Here is a 17,530-nt window from a genome sequence, read left to right as displayed (position 1 = left end):
TTCGTTCCCTAAGAAAAAGACGACCCGGTCTATGCCGGGTCGCAAAGTCTGTCGATTTTCAGCCCTTGTGCCCCTTGGCAATCGGCTCCTGATAAGTGAAGCCCATGTCCCAAGGGAAGTAAATCCACGTGTCCTGGCTGACTTCGGTGATGAAGGTATCGACGGTCGGCACTCCCTTCGGCTTTGCATAAACGCAGGCGAAGTGTGCATTCGGCATCAGGGTGCGGACCTCCGAGGCAGTCTTGCCGGTATCCGTCAGGTCGTCCACGACGAGAATGCCTTTGCCGCCATCGACCATCAGGCTGGCATCAATACCTTTCAGCAGGTTCATTTCGCCCTGATTGACATAGTCATGGTAGGAGGCGACGCAAACGGTATCAATCAGGCGGATGTTCAGTTCGCGCGAAATGATCGCTGCGGGCACGAGGCCACCACGTGTGATGCAGACGATTGCGCGGAACTCCTGTCCTGATCCTGCCAGACGCCATGCAAGCGCGCGGGCATCACGGTGGAACTGGTCCCAGGAAACGGGGAAGGCTTTATCAGGAAGAGACATATGGTTCGCTCCGGGCGCGCTTGAGTTTGACAGGCGCCGAATGGGAACGGGCAGCCTGCGGAGCAACCGATAAAAGCTGCTCCGTTGGCCGTTGCTATTAGCTTTAATTCCTACAATTAGGCAAGATGGATGGAAGACGAGTTTATGTGGATCGAGTTCATCGCGAAAGAAGCGTAAACGCGGTCATCGAGGTCAGAAGAGAGCGCGTGACGCCGCCAAACAACATCTCCCACCAACGGGAATGTCCATAGCCCCCCATGATCAGCAGGTCGACGCTCTCGTCTGCAAGACGGGCCGTGATGGCTTCAGACGTGGAGGTTTGGCAGTTCTCTTCGGTGCGAATGCTCACCTTGACGCCATGCCGTGCAAGCGCAGTGGCGAGGTCGGCACCGGCCAGTTCCGGATTCTGACGTGGCATATCCGGCGGATCGACGGAAAAGATCTCAACGCTTTCCGCTTGTTGAAGAAACGGCAATGCATCGAATGCGGCACGAGCCGCCTCCTTCGATCCGTTCCAGGCGATGAGCGCGCGGCGGACGGGAAGCGAGCGGTTTGAACCATGCGGAAGAAGCAGAACAGGACGCCCACTTTCAAGGATGAAGGTCTCGAGGTCGGAGCTATTGTCTGCTTCCGCTTTGGCGTCATTCTGTCGAGCAACGATCAGGTCACAGGTGCGGGCAAGTTCGAGAACTGCTTCGGAGGAAGTTCCACCTGTCGAGACGTAAGATCTGAATTCGAAGGGGACGCCGGAGGATTCGGCGCGCTGGCGAAATGCCGCCTCAATCTTCCGGGTCTCTTCCTGCGCCGCTCGCTGCAAGGTCTCAATCGCTGTTGGATCCGGAATTTCCATCGGCGCGATCAGAGGGATTGTCGCGAGAGTCTCGGCTCGAAGTGCCATGATGTGCGCGGAAAACTGGCGCGCCAGCTGAATGGCAAACTCGGTGACGGGAGCGACGTTATGCTCGCTGTCCAGAACTGCAAGAATGGTCCGATAGCTCATTGTCTGATCTCCTCGGCAGGGTGGATAGATGTATCCCACCATCATCAAAGGAGATGGTCCTTGCATTGAGATGGGTCAAGAAGCCTTTTGGGGGAGGTTCGACCTTGGGTCAGGCTTCGGGCCCTGGATTGCTGCCTGCACGTGCCGCATCGAGCCCGCGGATCATGTCGGAAATCGCGTTCGCGGCAGCGTCGAGCTTTGCTTCATCTCGCGCTCTGACAACGAGTTCCGTGGAGAAGCGCTGACCGTCATACTTGGGATAGGAGCCGATGCTCGTTTCTGGATGAGCCTTCTGGATTGCGCCAAGCAGTGTGCCGATATCTCCCTCTCCATAGGGGCACGGCAGCGAGCGCGTCAACAAGTGCGACCCTTTTTGAAGTTCTGGCAGGATGTTATCCACCATGGCCTGAAATACCTGCGGCACCCCGGCCATCACATAGACGTTTTCCACGATGAAGCCCGGTGCGGTGGAGACGGGGTTCGCGATGTGACGCGCCCCCTTCGGCATACGCGCCATCCGCTGACGCGCCTCGGTGAACTCCATCTCCCGCCGCTTGTACATTTCCGCCAGCAGGCGCATTGCTTCAGCATCGTGTTCGCAAGTCAAACCGAATGCTGCCGACACGGCATCTGCCGTGATGTCGTCATGTGTCGGGCCAATGCCACCGGAGGTGAAGACATAGGTGTAACGCTTGCGCAGCGCATTGAGCGCTTCGACGATGGCGTCCTGCTCGTCTGCCACGATTCGCACTTCCTTGAGGTCAATGCCGGAAAGGAGAAGGACATCGGCAAGGTGACCAATGTTCTTGTCCTTCGTCCGCCCGGAAAGGAGCTCGTCGCCTATGGCCAGAATGGCCGCGGTTACGATCGTCGATGTCATTTTAGCCCTCGTGAAGTCTGCGACTGAATCATGATGTATGCGGATTCCCCTCGCGACAGAAGACGAATTCCAGCTTCCATTGTTACGAAATTATGATCACAACAGATCTTCCGTATTCGATTATTGAACAGTGCGTACCGCGCCTGGAGGCTGGAAGTTAGTATTTGCGCGGATAAGTATGCAGCTACCAGACGCGCTCCAATTGTTGGAGCCGAAACAGGAGGAATGAATGGCTAAGGTTCTCGTACTCTACCACTCGACGTATGGTCATATCGAAACCATGGCATATGCCGTTGCAGAGGGCGCAAGATCGGCCGGCGCCGAGGTGACCGTCCTGCGCGTGCCGGAACTGGTTCCGGAAGACGTCGCCAAGGCTTCTCACTACAAGATGGACCAGCCAGCAGCAGTCGCCAAGGTTGACGATCTCACAGAGTACGACGCCATCATCGTTGGCGCAGGCACGCGTTTCGGCACGGTAGCTTCGCAGATGCGCAACTTCTGGGACCAGACCGGTGGTCTGTGGTTCCAGGGCAAGCTGGTAGGCAAGGTCGGATCGGTCTTCACATCCACAGCCACGCAGCATGGTGGCCAGGAGTCAACGATCCTGTCGTTCATCCCGACCTTTCTGCACCATGGCATGGTCGTCGCAGGGCTTCCCTATGCATTCCAGGGCCAGATGGGCGTCGAACAGGTCAAGGGTGGCTCACCTTATGGCGCATCCACGATCACGGATGGCGACGGTTCCCGTCAGCCCTCGGAAATCGAGCTGGAAGGCGCACGCTACCAGGGGGCGCATGTGGCCAAGATTGCGACGAAGCTCGCTGGCTGATTGACCGAGCAGTTCATGTGCAAGAGGGGCGCGGGATCATTAGTCCGCGCCCTTTGCCGTTTCAGGCGGCAGGAGAAAACGGGCGAAACAGCCTCAGGCGTGCGGGAGGTCTTCTTTGTTTCCCGCCTTTCCAGTCAACGACGAACTGAATGACATCCGCCGCAGCCTGCTGTGTGAGCGGTTTGGCGATGACGCCCAGAGCCCCGGCATCGCGCCCTTCGACAAGCATCGGATTTCCGGTTACGAAAATGACCGTCAGGCCGCGTCCGGTCAGCAGCCGGGCAAGCTCGGGGCCGGTCTCGCCATCGGCAAGCCGTACATCGACAAATGCTATGTCCGCTTCTCGGGCATAATTGAGCGCGACGGTCATATCTGGCGCGATGCCGATGACCTCGTGCCCGCTGCGCGAAATGGCCTCTTCCAGATCCATCGCGATCAGAAGGCTGTCCTCTACGATCAGAAAACGATGCTTCACTACTAAAACCTCTGTGATCCCGATAAGATAGGGTTGATCCCCACATCGGCAAGAAAGTATTTTAGTGGTGACTAAATAAATTGAAGACGTCGGAACCGATCAGTCTGGAAATATCGACCGGTACTCTCTGCGAACGATCTTGAGGCTACGGTCTGGCTGTATCTGGTAGGTTTCTTCCACGACACGCGTACCGTCGTAGAAGTCGTGGGAAAACGTGCTGCCAATCGGGGATCGCGTCAGTTTGGTTTGCGGCTGACCGTTGTAAGTTATGCTTCCCGGTATGGGCGCGATCTCTGTGCTTGCGCAGCCAGCAAGAAACAGGCTTCCAAGAATGGCGGCAGAAAGTGCTTTCATGGTCGTTGGGCTCCGGTCGCTCTTTCAACGGATATGGGACGCGACCAGCCAGTTGGGAAGCATATGCATCAATAGAAGTTCAACGCACGTCTTCAAATTTGCCCGCGGATGGACTTGCATTTTTTGGCGAACGCCTTGATGAAGGCTGTGCACGCGGACGTGGCGAAACTGGTAGACGCAAGAGACTTAAAATCTCTCGGAGCAATCTGTGCGGGTTCGATCCCCGCCGTCCGCACCAAAATTATCGGTCATATTGATCCTTTTTGCTCCATCTCGCGTTGTTAATGAGGGAGGAGCCACAATGTATTTTGCTTCGAAATGGATCATGGCGACGATGACGGTGTTGGGAACGGCGACCATGGCTCATTCTACCGCTGACCAATTGAGCCAGTTCCGTTGGAACCACCGGATCCTGGTCATTTTCAGCGACCGATCTGACGATGCTAACTATGTGCAGCAGATGGGTGCTCTGAAAGGCACACAGGAATCGGTGGCAGAGCGAGATATGCTGATCATTTCAGTGGTCGCAGACCTCGCAGCCATCATCGACAAACCACAGTTGAAGCTCGACGCGTACAGTCTGAGAAAGCGGTTTGGCGCAGAGGGACGAGGCTTCCGCGCCGTCCTGATCGGGAAGGATGGCGGAGCGAAGTTGTCCAGCAACAGACCTATCACGCCTGCGGAACTGTTTTCCACGATTGACGCAATGCCGATGCGGCAGTCGGAAATGCGTTGACCTAGTTTTTCCAGAAAATGGGCAAAAACAGGACGAGAACCGTTAGCACCTCAAGACGTCCGAGTAGCATAAGGACAGAAAGGACGTTCAAAGCCGGGTCCGAGATCGTGGAGAAGTTTCCAGCCGGGCCGATCACGTGTCCGATCCCGGGTCCAACATTCGACAGGCAGGTGATAGACGCTGAAATCGCTGTCAGCAGGTCATACCCCAGAAGAGTCAGGATCAGCGAACCTGCAACCCATATCGCCATATAAAGACTGACGAAAAGAAAGATACCCTTTACGATATCGGGATCGACGGATTTCCGCCCGTAGCGAACTGGGTATATCGCATTCGGGTAAAGCAGTTTCTTCAAGCCGGTGTTGATCACGCTCATTATGATCAGCACTCTGTATGCCTTTATTCCGCCGGCAGTTGAACCGGAGCACCCGCCCAGGAATGTTGCAAACAAAGCCAGAGCAACAGCGAAAGGACCCCACAATGTGTAGTCCTCGCTGGCGAATCCGGTTGTGGATAGTATTGACGAGATGTTGAAGAAAGAATGGGTCAACGCGACCGGTAAGGTCACGTCGTTGTGGACGTGATGGTAGACGCCCAGCAAGCCTGAAAAGACGCAAAGATAGCCAAGGAAGAAGCCCACCTGCGGATCGAAGAGCGTGTCTGTGCGGCGACGAACCGCAAAAAGAATCATAATGGAAAAGGGAAGGCTGCACACTGTCATGAAAACCGTGCCAACCCACATGAGTGGAAGACTCTGAAAATAGCCAAAAGAGGCGTCATGGGTTGAGAAGCCTCCAGTCGCAACTGTCGCCATAGCATGGTTCAAGGCGTCGAAATGCCCCATTCCTGTCATGTCGTAGGCAATGGTGCATGCCAGGGTCAGCCCGACATACACCGCCAAAAATGCGCGGGTAAACGTCGCCAGCTTGGCAAATGGCTTGTCACCGGTGTCGGACGATTCGAGTTTGAAAAAAGACATTCCGCCCACTCGGAGGAATGGGAGCACGAAAAGCCCGAGCGCAACAATCCCTATGCCGCCCATCCAATGCAGCAGGGAACGCCAGAAAAGGATGCCCGGAGCCGCGTTGTCCAGACCAGCGATAACGGTCGATCCGGTGGTAGTGATCGCCGATATCGATTCAAAAAGTGACTGGGAGAAGGTCAGCCTCAAAGGTGACAGATAAAGGGGAAGTGCGCCTACGAGAGAAAAAAGTGCCCAAAGCACGTTCACGATAAAAAATGCGAGGCGCTTGCTAACGACTGGTGTGGAGCCACGTGTTGCGAGCGTACATGCCAGGGAGAATGATCCGACCATGAAGCCACATGCTGCAAACAGCTGCCAGTCCCTGTTGCCATAATAAAGGTCGATGGCAGCAGGGAGAAACATCGCGGCGGCGAGATAAATGCCACATAGACCAGCGATATACAGGGAAGCGCGAAGTTGGGTTGCGTTCAAGCGCCGGATCCTGCTGATTTGCCGTTGAAAAGAAGCTTTTGTGTCTCTGTCCAAGCTATGGCATAGCGGGGCCTTTCAGGAATTTCAACGGATGGATTGCAATGTTGAACGTGCATGTGGATGAAGCGATGGAGGCGATGCGGCAGATTTTTGCCGAGACGCCGCTCCAGATGAACGAGCATCTCAGCCGACGCTACAACGCAACCATTCTGTTGAAACGGGAAGATCTGTCGCCTGTCCGCTCCTATAAGATCAGGGGTGCCTTCAACTTTTTCAGGAAAGCGATTGCTACCGGGGGCACCGACAAGGTTTTCGTCTGCGCGTCCGCAGGCAATCACGCTCAGGGTTTTGCCTTCGTCTGCAGGCATTTCGGGGTCAAGGGCGTGGTCTTCATGCCGATTACAACTCCCCAGCAGAAGATAGACAAGACGCGAATGTTCGGCGGGGAGTTCATCACGATCAGGCTTATCGGCGATATCTTCGACCAATGTTATGCGGCAGCCAAGACCTATGTCGAAGAGATTGATGGAGCCATGGTTCCGCCGTTCGATCATTCCGACATTATCGAAGGCCAGGCGAGTGTTGCAGCGGAAATTGCGCAGCAGATGCCCGAAGGAATGAAACCAGATCTGATGATTATGCCGGTCGGTGGCGGCGGACTATCGTCCGGCATAACCCAATACTTCGCGGGAGAACTGGCCGATGATGCCTTCATCATGGTCGAACCCGCAGGTGCGCCAAGCCTCAAGCGAAGCCTTGCGGCCGGGGAGGCGATCACCCTCTCGAAGGTCGATAACTTTGTGGATGGTGCAGCTGTCGCCCGCATCGGAGACCTGAACTTCGAAGCTCTCAAGAAGTTTCCGGCAGAGCAGGTCATCGTCGTTCCGGAAAACGCGATCTGCGTGACTATGATCGATATGCTGAACATCGAGGGCGTTGTTCTGGAACCGGCGGGCGCTCTTTCTCTGGCCGCTCTTGCTGCGATGGATCCGACACAGCTCGAAGGAAAAACGGTCGTTGCGATCGTTTCCGGCGGCAACTTCGACTTCGAACGCCTTCCGGATGTGAAAGAGCGCGCAATGCGTTACGCCGGGCTAAAGAAATACTTCATCCTACGGCTTCCTCAGCGTCCGGGCGCACTGCGCGATTTCCTGAATCTACTAGGCCCCGACGATGATATCGCGCGCTTCGAATACCTGAAAAAGTCCGCGCGCAACTTTGGTTCCATCCTGATCGGCATCGAGACGACCGCATCTGAAAACTTTGTCGGTTTGATCAAGCGATTTGACGGTGCAGGGCTTGGCTTCGAAGACATCACAGAGAATGAAATTCTCGCAAACCTCATTATATGATGACAACGGCGCCTCGCAAACGGTGCCAACCTCGAAACGACACAAAGACTTGAGCAACGAAGGAAACACGGATGGCCTCAATCTTCTCAAAAATCGCAGGCATTTTTTCTGGCGGAGGTGAGGGGAGCAAGACGGCGTCCGTTGCAGCCGATCCGCAGGAGCACGCCGGTTGCACCATTTACGCGGAGCCGATCCGTGAAGGGTCGCAACTGCGCCTTGCCGGGAGAATTGAGAAGCAGGTTGAAGGCAGGACCCTCGTCAGAACCTTCGTGCGCGCGGACATGTTCACATCTCAGGAAGACGCTCTGGAATGCACCTTCCGGAAAGCACGCCAGATTATCGATCAGAACGGACCGTCCCTGTTTGCTGACGGAGCCGAGTCACGCACAACCTGAAATCGGCAAAACTCTTTGAATGCAGAAAAGGCCCGGACTGTCGGGCCTTTTCCGTTTGATCTATCGGGACGCGCGTATCAGGCTGCGACGGCCAGTTCCTTGGTGCGGCTTTCAGCAGCAGCCAGAGCCTTGGCAACAGCGTCTGGACCGAACGCGAGACCTTCGACATTCAGAACTTCCACATCCGTGATGCCAAGGAAGCCAAGAACCGTCTTCAGGTAAGGTACGGCGTGATTGAGCGGTGCTGCCGGACCTTCGGAATATACACCAGCCGAAGCCAGAACGATGTATGCCTTCTTGCCGGTCAGGTGGCCCTTCGGGCCTTCGGCAGAATAGCTGAAGGTGACACCGGCGCGAGCGACGTTGTCGATCCAGCTCTTCAGTCCGGAATAGATGTTGAAATTGATCAGCCCGGTTCCGATGACGATCTTGTCTGCAGCTTGAAGCTCGGCAACCAGCTCATCGGAAATCTTGATGGCAGCAGCTTCTTCGGCATTGCGGTCGGCTGGAGCCTTGCGGATGGCATTGGTTGTCACCGTGTCGAGGTGCGCAATCGGGGAGGCTGCGAGGTCACGGGTCACGATCTGCGCGCCTGAGTTCGCCGCCAAGGCAGAAGCAAGGTCTGTTGCCACCTTGGACGAGACGGATTCTGCGCCGCGGGGGCTCGAAGTTATGAGAAGTACGTTCGACATTGTTCAAATCCTGTTTGGATAGGCCAGCTTGGGTCCGGCTTTCGAGGCAACATACGGATGGACGCCCATCGAAAAAATGGCGATAATATCGAAGTCTTCTATCGATGAAATGGATGGGAAAATGGATGCTAATCCAACACTGGACCAGTTGCAGGTTTTTCTGACAGTCGCGCAGACTGGCAGCTTCTCTGCTGCATCCAAGCAACTCAACCGGGCCCAATCCGTCGTTAGCTACACGATCGCCAATCTTGAAAGCCAACTTGAGGTGAGCCTGTTCGAGCGAAACGGCTCCCGTCAGACCCGGTTGACGAAGGCTGGAGAAGCGTTGCTGACCGACGCCCGCAGGATCGTGTCGGATCTGAATGTGATGCGCTCTCGTGCCAAAACCCTGAAGGAGGGGCTGGAAGCTGAGGTCTCGCTTGCCATCAGCAATATGGTGCCCATCGAAGCTGTGGTGGATGCTCTTTCCGAATTTGGGCGGCGCTTTCCGTCCGTATCGATGAAGCTGACATCCGGTGAGCTGGGCATGGTTATGGATCTGGTCTCGACAAGCCGCGCGAGCCTCGGCGTTGGCGGGGCCTTGCTGAAGCAGGATGACAGCCTCGCAGTCGAAAAGATCGGCCATTCATTCATGGTTCCGGTCGCCTCTTCGCAGCACAAACTGGCGCAACTGGGACGAAGGCTCGACAGGCGTGATGTGCGCGAGGAAACCCAGCTCGTTGTGACCGATGCATCAGGCATTACACAGGGGCGCGACTTCAATGTCCTCTCCTACAAGACCTGGAGAGTGGGAGACATCGCTACAAAGCACCAACTCATTCGGGGTGGGCTTGGCTGGGGGGGGCTGCCTGCTTCGCTCATTCGCGAGGATCTCGCGACAGGTCGACTGTTTCCTCTTCAAATTGATGCTTACGAGACGACAGAGTATCCGCTTTATGCCGTACACCGTCTGGCAGATCCGCCTGGACCGGCCGGAACCTGGCTCAAGGCAGCCTTGGCGGAACGTCTGGGGCGATGCCCCAATCGTAAGGATTTCGACGATCTCCTGCTGAGACCGCCAACTGAAAAGCTCTCCGTTGCGGCGGAATGACGGCTGATCTCTAAGATAGTGTTGGTAACGTCTCTGGAACTGACAGAAATACTGATCTGCCTCCTTTGTGGTCTCGTACTGAGCTAATTGACCCAATGCCAAAGGAGGCACTTAGCGTGCCGTTTGAGATTATCGTTGTCGCCGGTCCGGACTTCATATCTGACGCCGCACGACAGGCGTGGGAGGATGCGCAGCTGAAGCTGATCGGGCCGCTAGGTGCAGAAGAGCTTGATGATACAGCAGCAGCACGATGCGGCGGTGTGTTGTTAGATCTTGGCCTCGATGCTGGCGTCCTTTACGCGCTTTCTGAAAGGCTGCTGCGGCTTTCCACGCCATTCCTGTTCGTGATCAATTCCAAGAATACTCCGAGCCGGGTGCAGCCATTTCTTCTGAACGAATGCGAAGAAGACATGCGAAACATTGTCGATGCGCTCGCGCTGGATGGAGTAGACGTCAGCACGCGCCCCTTGCACTGAGTTCAGTGCCAGAGGGCTCATGTTGAGCTCAATCTGTTTCTGATCATCTGATCTTCCTGGGTTTCGATTTATAGATTTTTCGTTCCCCTAATGAACCTTCGCCCTGATTGCGTGTTTCCTTCAAGAAGTGGTCGGCGATGGAAGACGATAGGATGCACGTCCCCGTTCGTTGCATGAAATTCATAGTCGTCCGAGTGACCACATCACTCGGTTAGAGACGCATACGCTACAAGGATTAGACAAGCCGGAAGTTCGTCGTCGGTCTGATGAAGAGGAGATAGATAATGCTACATCTGAAGCCGGAGCTCTCCCCGAATCTCATTCTCTCAAGCCTTCCTGCTGACGAACTTGAAGGACTTCTCGATGAGATGGAGCTCGTCGATCTACCGCATGGCGAAAAAGTTGCGCATGTGAATGAGCCGACGGATTACGTCTACTTTCCTGTTTCCGGGATAGGCTCCGTAGTCGTTGTCTCGCCAAGCGGCAAGCGGGTCGAAGCAGGCCTGATCGGGCGAGAAGGTTTTTTCCCGACCTGGGTTCTAGGCGGGGTAAAGGAAAACATCCACGAAATCACGATCCAGGTTCCCAGCAGAAGTTGGCGACTGGACCTGAAGAGCTTCGAACGCCTCATGAGCAAGTCCGAGGCGTTGAACCAGCTTGTGCATTCGTCCGCGATAGGTTTCCAGTTTCAGGTTTCGGCCACAGCATTGTCCAATGCCATCCATTCTGTCGAGGAGCGCCTGACGCGGTGGCTTCTCATGTGCCACGACCGGGTTGATGGCGACGAGCTGACCCTGACTCACGAGTTCATAGCCATCATGCTCGCCGTGCGCAGGCCAAGCGTAACAACATCCCTTCATATGCTGGAGGGGCGCGGGTTCATCCGGTCCCAACGAGGGTTGATTACGATCCGTAACCGCGCTGCGATGGAGAAATTTGCTGCAGATGCGTACGGCATGGCGGAGCAGCATTTCGAGAGAATGGGGCAGTCCGTCCGCACGAAGAGCATTCGCACCCTCGTGCCCGGATGAGGACAGACATATCAGATTGCCATATCTCTCTTGCTGGGTAGCTCTCCGATGAGACGCCGGTATTCTTGTTCGGGCTTTCCGTACGCGTCACCGGCAAAGCGCTCGAGTGCATTGCGATCTCGCACCGAAATTCGGCCGCGCTCTGCGCGGATCAGTTTCTGTCCTTCCAGAATGTGGAGAGCGGTCGTGACGCTCGGTCTCCTGACGGCCAACATCAGGGATATGAATTCGTGTGTAAGGGAGATTTCGTTCCCATCGACCCTGTCGTGGCACATGAGCAGCCATCGTGCCAGCCGCTCATCAACGCTATGAACCGCGTTCGAAAGAGCCGTGAATGAAATCTGCGAGCTGAAGGCGTGGATGAAACGCGCGAGCAGGTTGGAAAAGACCGGGCAGATCGGCAGTAATTCCCCGAGCCGGAGCGAAGAGATGCGGACACCTTCACCGCCTACCTGCATGAGTACTTCGTGGATACTGATTGTCCCGCCAACCGCAGCCGTTGTTGGTGCAAAACCTTCTCGACCAAACATTCCAGCTTCAGCCTGATGACCCTCAGGTGAAATGGTCACAACCGATCCGATACCCGAAAAGGGAAAATAGATGTAATCGACCACAGCATCCGTGTGCACAATCACATGACCTTTTTGCATCACGACTGGCTCAAGGAACGGCTTTATAAGATCGAGTTCCTGGCTCGGGAGAAGGTCGAGCAAACGATTGCGTAGCGGCTGATGCGAATATTCGGACATGGCTCTCGCGGCCTGCCTGAAGCGGAAGCTTCGACTGATCGCGCCCTTTGATTTCAGATGGTTACTCCCTATAGCACCCTCTGATTGCTGTGGTTTTTGGGTACGCTGGCAGACGGATCCGCAATAAGAAAGAGCCGCCGAACGCTGTCCGGCGGCTTCAAGGCTGTAAGCTGAGCTTCAGATCAGAGAATCAGTCTGAATTTTGCAAAACCTTCAGCGCCGTCGCCTGCATCTTCGATTTTTGCTCCTTTGACGGCGGCAGCATACTGCCGTCCCTTGGGACCGCTTTCGAAAACCGCACTCGTGCCAGGCAATGCCTTGAAGGTCCAGTTTGCATCCGCTGACGGATTGATGGATCCCTGCTCGATGATGTAGCGAACAATGACATCGCGATTGGTATCGGGTGCAACCAGAATGACCTTGTCGGCGGCAATTTCGGGGAACTTTCCGCCGCCGCCTGCACGGTAATTGTTGGTTGCGACCACGAACTTCTGCTTGGGATCGATCGGCTTGCCATCGAACTTCAGGTCCACGATTCGCTGTGCATCTGGATTGACGAGCTTTCCGTCGCCGTCATAGCGCTGGGGCTGCGACAGGTCGATTTGGTAGGTTACGCCGTCGATGATGTCATAGTTGTAGCTCGGGAATTTGGGATTGAGCAGCGGCGCATCTTTGGTGCCGACCGGGATCTGGTTGAACATTCCGGCGCTCATTTCGAGCCAGTTCTTGACCTGCTCTCCGGTGATCAGGACCGCCTGAACAGTGTTTGGATAGAGATAGAGGTCGGCAACATTCTTGATGGCAATATCGCCAGCCGGAACGTCAGTGAAATAGTCCGGACCGCCGCGCCCACCTGCCTTGAACGGCGCCGCCGCAGAGAGGACCGGATAATCTTTGTACTGACCATCCTTCAGAAGGTTCTTCACATACCAGGTCTGGGCGATTGATACGATCTGGACCGAAGGATCGTCCGCAACGAGGGCGAAATACGAATAGAGTGGCGCCGAGGTCTTGCCGACGGGCCGGCGAACATAGGCAAGCGTAGCCTCATGTTCCGACTTCACGGCCGCGACGATCTCTGGCTTATCCGTTGCGTCCGCGATGACCTTGCGGTTCTCGTCGCGATGATAGATCGGGCGAGCCTCGGTTGTGAAATCGACCACCTTCCACTTGTTGCCGTCTCTTTCCAGCAAAAGGTCGATCAGGCCCATGTGGGAACCCCAGAAACCTGCCATGACGGCAGGCTTGCCCTGCAACGTTCCCTTCTTGATATCCGCACCCGGAACGCCTTCAAAATCTTTGGGACCCGGGAAGACGAGGTGCTGGTGGCCCGTGAAGATTGCGTCAATGCCCTCAACGCCTGCAAGATAGAGCGACGCGTTTTCCATCCGTTCGGACTGTCCGGTGCCGTCGATGCCGGAGTGCGAAAGAGCGATGATCACGTCCGCTCCCGCTTCTTTCATGACAGGCACCCAGGCCTTGGCCGCTTGTACGATGTCGCGTGTCTGGGCCTTGCCTTCCAGGTTCTTCGCGTCCCAGACCATGATCTGCGGAGGCACGAAACCGATAAAGCCAACCTTGACCGGGCTTGAATTGCCGGAGCCGTCCTTTATCTGCTTCTCAATGATGACATAGGGTTTGAAGAACAGATCGTCCTTCTTCGGGTCGGAGGCGAGCTGCCCCTTGGTGAGATTGGCGCAGACGATGGGAAATTTGGCGCCATTCAAGGTATTGAAAAGGAATTCAAGCCCGTAATTGAATTCATGATTACCGAGCGTTCCGCAATCATAGCCCAGGGCGTTCATCGCCTTCATGACAGGGTGCAGATCGCCTGCTTTCATCCCCTTTTCATAGGCCATGTAGTCGCCCATCGGGTTGCCTTGCAGCAAATCACCGTTGTCGATCAGCATTGAGTTGGATGCTTCGGCACGGACCTTGTCGATGAAGGTTGCTGTACGGGTCAGACCCAGCGTGTCGTTTGGCTTATCGGCATAATAATCGTAGGGCATGATATTCACGTGAATATCAGTGGTCTCCATGATGCGTAGATGCGCCTGATTGGCCTGCGCGCGCGCTGCGAAGGGATGCAGCATCACGAGTGCAGAACCAGCGGCGATGCCGCCCAGAAGCGATCGTCGCGTCACATTGGTTTGGGTGAACAGGAATGACATGGAGCTCTCCCTCAGTCGTTTGGCGGTGCGAGTGTAGGGTCAATGTCATGGCAACGCATCAGGAAAATGACGGATGTTTTCGCAATCCTTATCTTTCGAATATTCGTTAGGCTTGAGAGGACAAGCTGTCAGACTGGAGGCAACTGGCAATGTGGCCGCACTGCCTATCCTCGTCTGCGACCCAGTTGTCCCGCTGCATCCGGCATGGCTGATTTATGGAAATGCCTAAAATACGAAGCCACCTGTGCAGCGGTGTTCGACGTTTCCGCAAGATGAACCCCCATGCGACCAGAGCGATACCAGCGCACGGTCCCCTCGACCATACCCAACTCGCTGGTCCGAAGGCGAACTGTCGCGCCCGGTGTAGCGGAAACCCAGCTCTTGAGCGTCAGACAGAGGCCAGTGCGGGAAATATCCGCGACGCGTACCTCGACCACTTCATCGATGAAGTAGAGAAAGCCATTGAACTGGCATTTGAGGCGCTCATTTTTGCGATTATCATAATTTTTCTTTTCCATATCTTTTGATTTTCTTTTGAAAATGAAAGGTCTATGGAAGTAGGAACCGGCAATTTTTATTAAAAATCCCTCAATATTGCGCGATATATCAACGTATATAAGCGCAATGAAGCCATTTTAAACTTTCGATTTTGATAGATCTGCGAAATATAATATCGAAAGTTGTTATGATTTAGTGTTTTGTTGGTTAGTAAGATTTGGATATGCATCCGGCTGCTCGCCCTGTCACCACGCGGCAATCCTTGAGTCGATGTCGGGCGGGGGTAGGAGGCAACATCTGATCGGAAGCATGGTCTCAGGAGTGCGTTTACTGCAACACACTCGGAATCAGGGATCAAGCGCAGTCTGGAGCGCACAGCGAGATCCTAAAAAGCATGTCGTGCAAAAGTGTGCCGCGGCTTTGCGATAACGACATGCGATAACACAAGACTTTAAGCGTCAGGAGCGAATCTGAAAGATTTCGCCACGCTTTAAGCATCAGCCATCTTGCAGGGATGCTGTGTCTCGCATGGTTTGAAGTCAGCGCTTGGGCCGGGCCGGCGTATGATAGAAGCGGAAGTAGGATGCCACTTTCGCCCAGGCATTGGATGAGCGGTCGAACTGTACGCCGATGCGTACACCCTCTGACCAGGTCACGCTGCCTTCCAGCATTCCAAGCGCATCACAGGTAACGCGTATGCGAGACCCAGCGGAAGCGAAAAGCGGTCGATCCAGCTGAATTGCGAGGCCGGATGCCGAGAGGTTGATGACCTGACCCGAACGATCATGCCCGCCATAGCGTATCGTGGCGATGATGCGAGTGCGATGACGCGCAGTGTGCCGTGTCTTGATAGCCTGATGAAGCAACATGAAACTGTCTCGTGGCGGTCGATATCGGCACAATGTCAGACCAAGTCTTACCTCTTTGTTAGCGAGGTGATCGACCAATCAGGTATTTCTCGTGGACATGCATTAGAGGCCGACATTGGGTCGGTCGATGACCTCGCGAAGGGCGAAACTCGAATTGATCTTTACCACATGCGGTAGCGCCGAAAGCCAATCGCGGTGAATGCGTTCGTAGTCTTCCAGATCCTTCGCCGCAACCCGCAGAATGTAGTCGCAATCTCCGGACATCAGATAACAGACGAGCACATTCGGACAGAGTTTCACCGCTGCTTCGAACTCGTTCAGGGTTTTCGCGCCTTGGCCGGACAGTGATATGTGCACGATTGCCATCATCTTGTAATCCAACGCCTTGTTGGAGAGGCGGGCATGGTAGCCGCTAATGATGCCGTTCTTTTCCAGCAGATCCAGACGCCTGGAACAGGCCGACGCCGACAGCCCAACCTTCTGCGATAGTTCTGCATTCGACATGCGCCCGTTGGCCTGAAGAGCCTTGACGATGGCAAGATCTATTGCGTCCAACGCACTCATGTGAAGAATCCACGAAAAATGTGCTTAATCACGCACGAACCTACGACAACGGTAGGATTTCGATCTCATCTTCGCAAGGACATTGCGTGGTTTCTTTGTTGAAATTCCACCATCGCAGTCGGGAGCTGTGATGAATGGGAGCGAGATCAGATGCGTGTCGGTTGTCCGAAAGAAATCAAAAATCATGAGTACCGGGTTGGCCTTACGCCCGGCGCGGTCCGCGAATACATCGCCCATGGCCACGAGGTCATTATCGAGACCCAGGCAGGATCCGGAATTGGTGCGGATGATGGCCAATACATCGCTGCTGGTGCGCGGATCGCTGCAACCGCGCAGGAAGTATTCGAAAGATCGGATATGGTGGTGAAGGTCAAGGAGCCGCAGCCTAGCGAGTGGGCTCAACTGCGCGAGGGGCAGATCCTTTATACATATCTCCATCTTGCACCGGATCCGGAACAAACGAAGGGCCTCGTGAATTCGGGTGTGACGGCCGTTGCCTATGAAACGGTGACAGATGATCGTGGCGGACTGCCGCTTCTCGCCCCGATGTCCGAGGTGGCAGGCCGCCTCGCAATTCAGGCCGGTGCGACCGCTCTACAGAAAGCCAACGGTGGACGGGGCGTTCTGCTGGGCGGCGTTCCGGGTGTTCTGCCGGGCAAGGTCGCGGTAATAGGTGGCGGGGTTGTTGGTCTGCATGCGGCGAGGATGGCTGTTGGCCTCGGCGCCGACGTAACAATTCTCGACCGTTCACTGGCTCGTTTGCGTCAGCTTGACGATCTGTTCTCTGGACGCATTCATACCCGTTACTCGACGATCGATGCTCTGGAAGAAGAGGTTTTTGCAGCTGACCTCGTCATCGGCGCTGTCCTTATTCCGGGTGCAGCGGCACCCAAACTTGTGACCCGTGAGATGCTGACGGGCATGAAGAAGGGGGCGGTTATCGTGGATGTGGCTATCGACCAGGGTGGCTGCTTCGAAACCTCCCATGCGACCACCCATTCCGATCCCACCTACGAAGTCGACGGAATAATCCATTACTGCGTCGCCAATATGCCTGGTGCTGTTCCGGTAACTTCTGCACACGCGCTCAACAATGCCACTCTCCACTACGGTCTCGCACTGGCGGATCGCGGCCTGAGAGCGATTGCAGAAGATCGGCACCTTCGAAACGGGCTGAATGTTCATCGAGGACGCGTGACTAACAAACCGGTGGCTGACGCACTTGGTTATGACGTGGCCTCGGCTGAGACCCTCCTTAACGTAGCATAAAATAAACAAGCTACGTTTCAGCCGCCATGGTCAGGGGGAAAGCCATGGCGGCTGTTGATTTCATACCGTCTCAAACCATCAATGTTCT

At 55.3% G+C, this 17,530-nt stretch carries 20 protein-coding genes and 1 tRNA gene; 9 read left to right on the top strand and 12 right to left on the bottom strand.

Features of this window, described 5'->3' with window-relative positions; genetic code table 11:
• Nucleotides 1–58 precede the first annotated feature (58 nt).
• The 3 genes from gpt to ASD54_RS11500 all read right to left on the bottom strand — a co-directional run bounded on the left by gpt (nucleotide 59) and on the right by ASD54_RS11500 (nucleotide 2,436).
• The gene (gene gpt / locus ASD54_RS11510; RefSeq protein ID WP_062554682.1) at nucleotides 59–556 is read right to left on the bottom strand and encodes a xanthine phosphoribosyltransferase; all 498 of its coding nucleotides are present in this window, start codon (nucleotides 554–556) and stop codon (nucleotides 59–61) included.
• A gap of 157 nt (nucleotides 557–713) precedes the next feature.
• Entirely contained in the window at nucleotides 714–1,556 is an 843-nt protein-coding gene (locus tag ASD54_RS11505; RefSeq protein ID WP_062554681.1) for a universal stress protein, read from the bottom strand.
• Nucleotides 1,557–1,665: 109 nt separating this feature from the next.
• Nucleotides 1,666–2,436, bottom strand: a complete 771-nt coding sequence (locus tag ASD54_RS11500) for a competence/damage-inducible protein A (RefSeq protein ID WP_062554680.1) — start codon at nucleotides 2,434–2,436, stop codon at nucleotides 1,666–1,668.
• A 229-nt stretch (nucleotides 2,437–2,665) separates the two neighbouring features.
• Between ASD54_RS11500 and wrbA the strand changes: the two genes are divergently transcribed.
• Complete coding sequence (gene wrbA / locus ASD54_RS11495; protein ID WP_062554679.1) at nucleotides 2,666–3,265, top strand: NAD(P)H:quinone oxidoreductase type IV; 600 nt, start codon at nucleotides 2,666–2,668, stop codon at nucleotides 3,263–3,265.
• A 61-nt stretch (nucleotides 3,266–3,326) separates the two neighbouring features.
• Here the strand turns inward: wrbA and ASD54_RS11490 are convergent, their stop codons facing one another.
• Both ASD54_RS11490 and ASD54_RS11485 read right to left on the bottom strand, forming a co-directional pair.
• Nucleotides 3,327–3,740, bottom strand: coding sequence for a response regulator (locus ASD54_RS11490; RefSeq protein ID WP_244484726.1), 414 nt, complete (start codon nucleotides 3,738–3,740; stop codon nucleotides 3,327–3,329).
• A 99-nt stretch (nucleotides 3,741–3,839) separates the two neighbouring features.
• Nucleotides 3,840–4,094: a hypothetical protein gene (locus ASD54_RS11485; RefSeq protein WP_062554678.1), complete on the bottom strand. Its 255-nt coding sequence runs from the start codon at nucleotides 4,092–4,094 to the stop codon at nucleotides 3,840–3,842.
• 153 nt (nucleotides 4,095–4,247) lie between these two features.
• Between ASD54_RS11485 and ASD54_RS11480 the strand changes: the two genes are divergently transcribed.
• Nucleotides 4,248–4,332: transfer RNA gene (locus ASD54_RS11480), tRNA-Leu, on the top strand.
• Nucleotides 4,333–4,395: 63 nt separating this feature from the next.
• The gene (locus ASD54_RS11475) at nucleotides 4,396–4,830 is read left to right on the top strand and encodes a DUF4174 domain-containing protein (RefSeq protein WP_062554677.1); all 435 of its coding nucleotides are present in this window, start codon (nucleotides 4,396–4,398) and stop codon (nucleotides 4,828–4,830) included.
• 1 nt (nucleotide 4,831) lies between these two features.
• On the opposite strand, the gene ASD54_RS11470 is transcribed toward ASD54_RS11475, so the two are convergent.
• On the bottom strand, nucleotides 4,832–6,286 hold the full coding sequence (locus ASD54_RS11470) for a TrkH family potassium uptake protein (RefSeq protein ID WP_062554676.1): 1,455 nt from the start codon (nucleotides 6,284–6,286) through the stop codon (nucleotides 4,832–4,834).
• 101 nt (nucleotides 6,287–6,387) lie between these two features.
• Between ASD54_RS11470 and ilvA the strand changes: the two genes are divergently transcribed.
• Entirely contained in the window at nucleotides 6,388–7,638 is a 1,251-nt protein-coding gene (ilvA, locus tag ASD54_RS11465) for a threonine ammonia-lyase (protein WP_062554675.1), read from the top strand.
• A gap of 71 nt (nucleotides 7,639–7,709) precedes the next feature.
• Nucleotides 7,710–8,033 carry an HlyU family transcriptional regulator gene (locus ASD54_RS11460; protein WP_062554674.1) on the top strand — a complete coding sequence of 108 codons (324 nt, stop codon included), beginning with the start codon at nucleotides 7,710–7,712 and terminating at the stop codon, nucleotides 8,031–8,033.
• Nucleotides 8,034–8,110: 77 nt separating this feature from the next.
• Here the strand turns inward: ASD54_RS11460 and ASD54_RS11455 are convergent, their stop codons facing one another.
• Nucleotides 8,111–8,725 carry an FMN-dependent NADH-azoreductase gene (locus tag ASD54_RS11455; RefSeq protein ID WP_062554673.1) on the bottom strand — a complete coding sequence of 205 codons (615 nt, stop codon included), beginning with the start codon at nucleotides 8,723–8,725 and terminating at the stop codon, nucleotides 8,111–8,113.
• A gap of 121 nt (nucleotides 8,726–8,846) precedes the next feature.
• Here ASD54_RS11455 and ASD54_RS11450 point away from each other — a divergent pair, with 121 nt between their 5' ends.
• From ASD54_RS11450 to ASD54_RS11440, 3 genes are all read left to right on the top strand, one after another.
• Complete coding sequence (locus ASD54_RS11450) at nucleotides 8,847–9,815, top strand: LysR family transcriptional regulator (protein ID WP_062554817.1); 969 nt, start codon at nucleotides 8,847–8,849, stop codon at nucleotides 9,813–9,815.
• Nucleotides 9,816–9,931: 116 nt separating this feature from the next.
• Nucleotides 9,932–10,291 carry a hypothetical protein gene (locus ASD54_RS11445; RefSeq protein WP_156379166.1) on the top strand — a complete coding sequence of 120 codons (360 nt, stop codon included), beginning with the start codon at nucleotides 9,932–9,934 and terminating at the stop codon, nucleotides 10,289–10,291.
• A gap of 284 nt (nucleotides 10,292–10,575) precedes the next feature.
• Nucleotides 10,576–11,322, top strand: a complete 747-nt coding sequence (locus ASD54_RS11440) for a Crp/Fnr family transcriptional regulator (RefSeq protein ID WP_062554671.1) — start codon at nucleotides 10,576–10,578, stop codon at nucleotides 11,320–11,322.
• Nucleotides 11,323–11,333: 11 nt separating this feature from the next.
• On the opposite strand, the gene ASD54_RS11435 is transcribed toward ASD54_RS11440, so the two are convergent.
• The 5 genes from ASD54_RS11435 to ASD54_RS11415 form a co-directional block, all read right to left on the bottom strand.
• Nucleotides 11,334–12,071, bottom strand: a complete 738-nt coding sequence (locus tag ASD54_RS11435) for a Crp/Fnr family transcriptional regulator (RefSeq protein WP_062554670.1) — start codon at nucleotides 12,069–12,071, stop codon at nucleotides 11,334–11,336.
• Nucleotides 12,072–12,253: 182 nt separating this feature from the next.
• On the bottom strand, nucleotides 12,254–14,242 hold the full coding sequence (locus ASD54_RS11430) for a bifunctional 2',3'-cyclic-nucleotide 2'-phosphodiesterase/3'-nucleotidase (RefSeq protein WP_062554669.1): 1,989 nt from the start codon (nucleotides 14,240–14,242) through the stop codon (nucleotides 12,254–12,256).
• A 164-nt stretch (nucleotides 14,243–14,406) separates the two neighbouring features.
• Nucleotides 14,407–14,760 carry a PilZ domain-containing protein gene (locus ASD54_RS11425; protein ID WP_062554668.1) on the bottom strand — a complete coding sequence of 118 codons (354 nt, stop codon included), beginning with the start codon at nucleotides 14,758–14,760 and terminating at the stop codon, nucleotides 14,407–14,409.
• A 519-nt stretch (nucleotides 14,761–15,279) separates the two neighbouring features.
• Entirely contained in the window at nucleotides 15,280–15,609 is a 330-nt protein-coding gene (locus tag ASD54_RS11420; RefSeq protein ID WP_062554667.1) for a PilZ domain-containing protein, read from the bottom strand.
• A 102-nt stretch (nucleotides 15,610–15,711) separates the two neighbouring features.
• Nucleotides 15,712–16,173: an Lrp/AsnC family transcriptional regulator gene (locus tag ASD54_RS11415; protein ID WP_062554666.1), complete on the bottom strand. Its 462-nt coding sequence runs from the start codon at nucleotides 16,171–16,173 to the stop codon at nucleotides 15,712–15,714.
• Between the two features lie 150 nt (nucleotides 16,174–16,323).
• Here ASD54_RS11415 and ald point away from each other — a divergent pair, with 150 nt between their 5' ends.
• On the top strand, nucleotides 16,324–17,442 hold the full coding sequence (gene ald / locus ASD54_RS11410) for an alanine dehydrogenase (protein ID WP_062554665.1): 1,119 nt from the start codon (nucleotides 16,324–16,326) through the stop codon (nucleotides 17,440–17,442).
• The last annotated feature ends 88 nt before the right edge of the window (nucleotides 17,443–17,530 follow it).

This window comes from Rhizobium sp. Root149 (assembly GCF_001427345.1).
GTDB lineage: Bacteria > Pseudomonadota > Alphaproteobacteria > Rhizobiales > Rhizobiaceae > Neorhizobium > Neorhizobium rhizoryzae.
The sequence above is the reverse complement of the archived record's forward strand: the minus strand, read 5'-3'. Positions and strand labels throughout refer to the sequence as shown.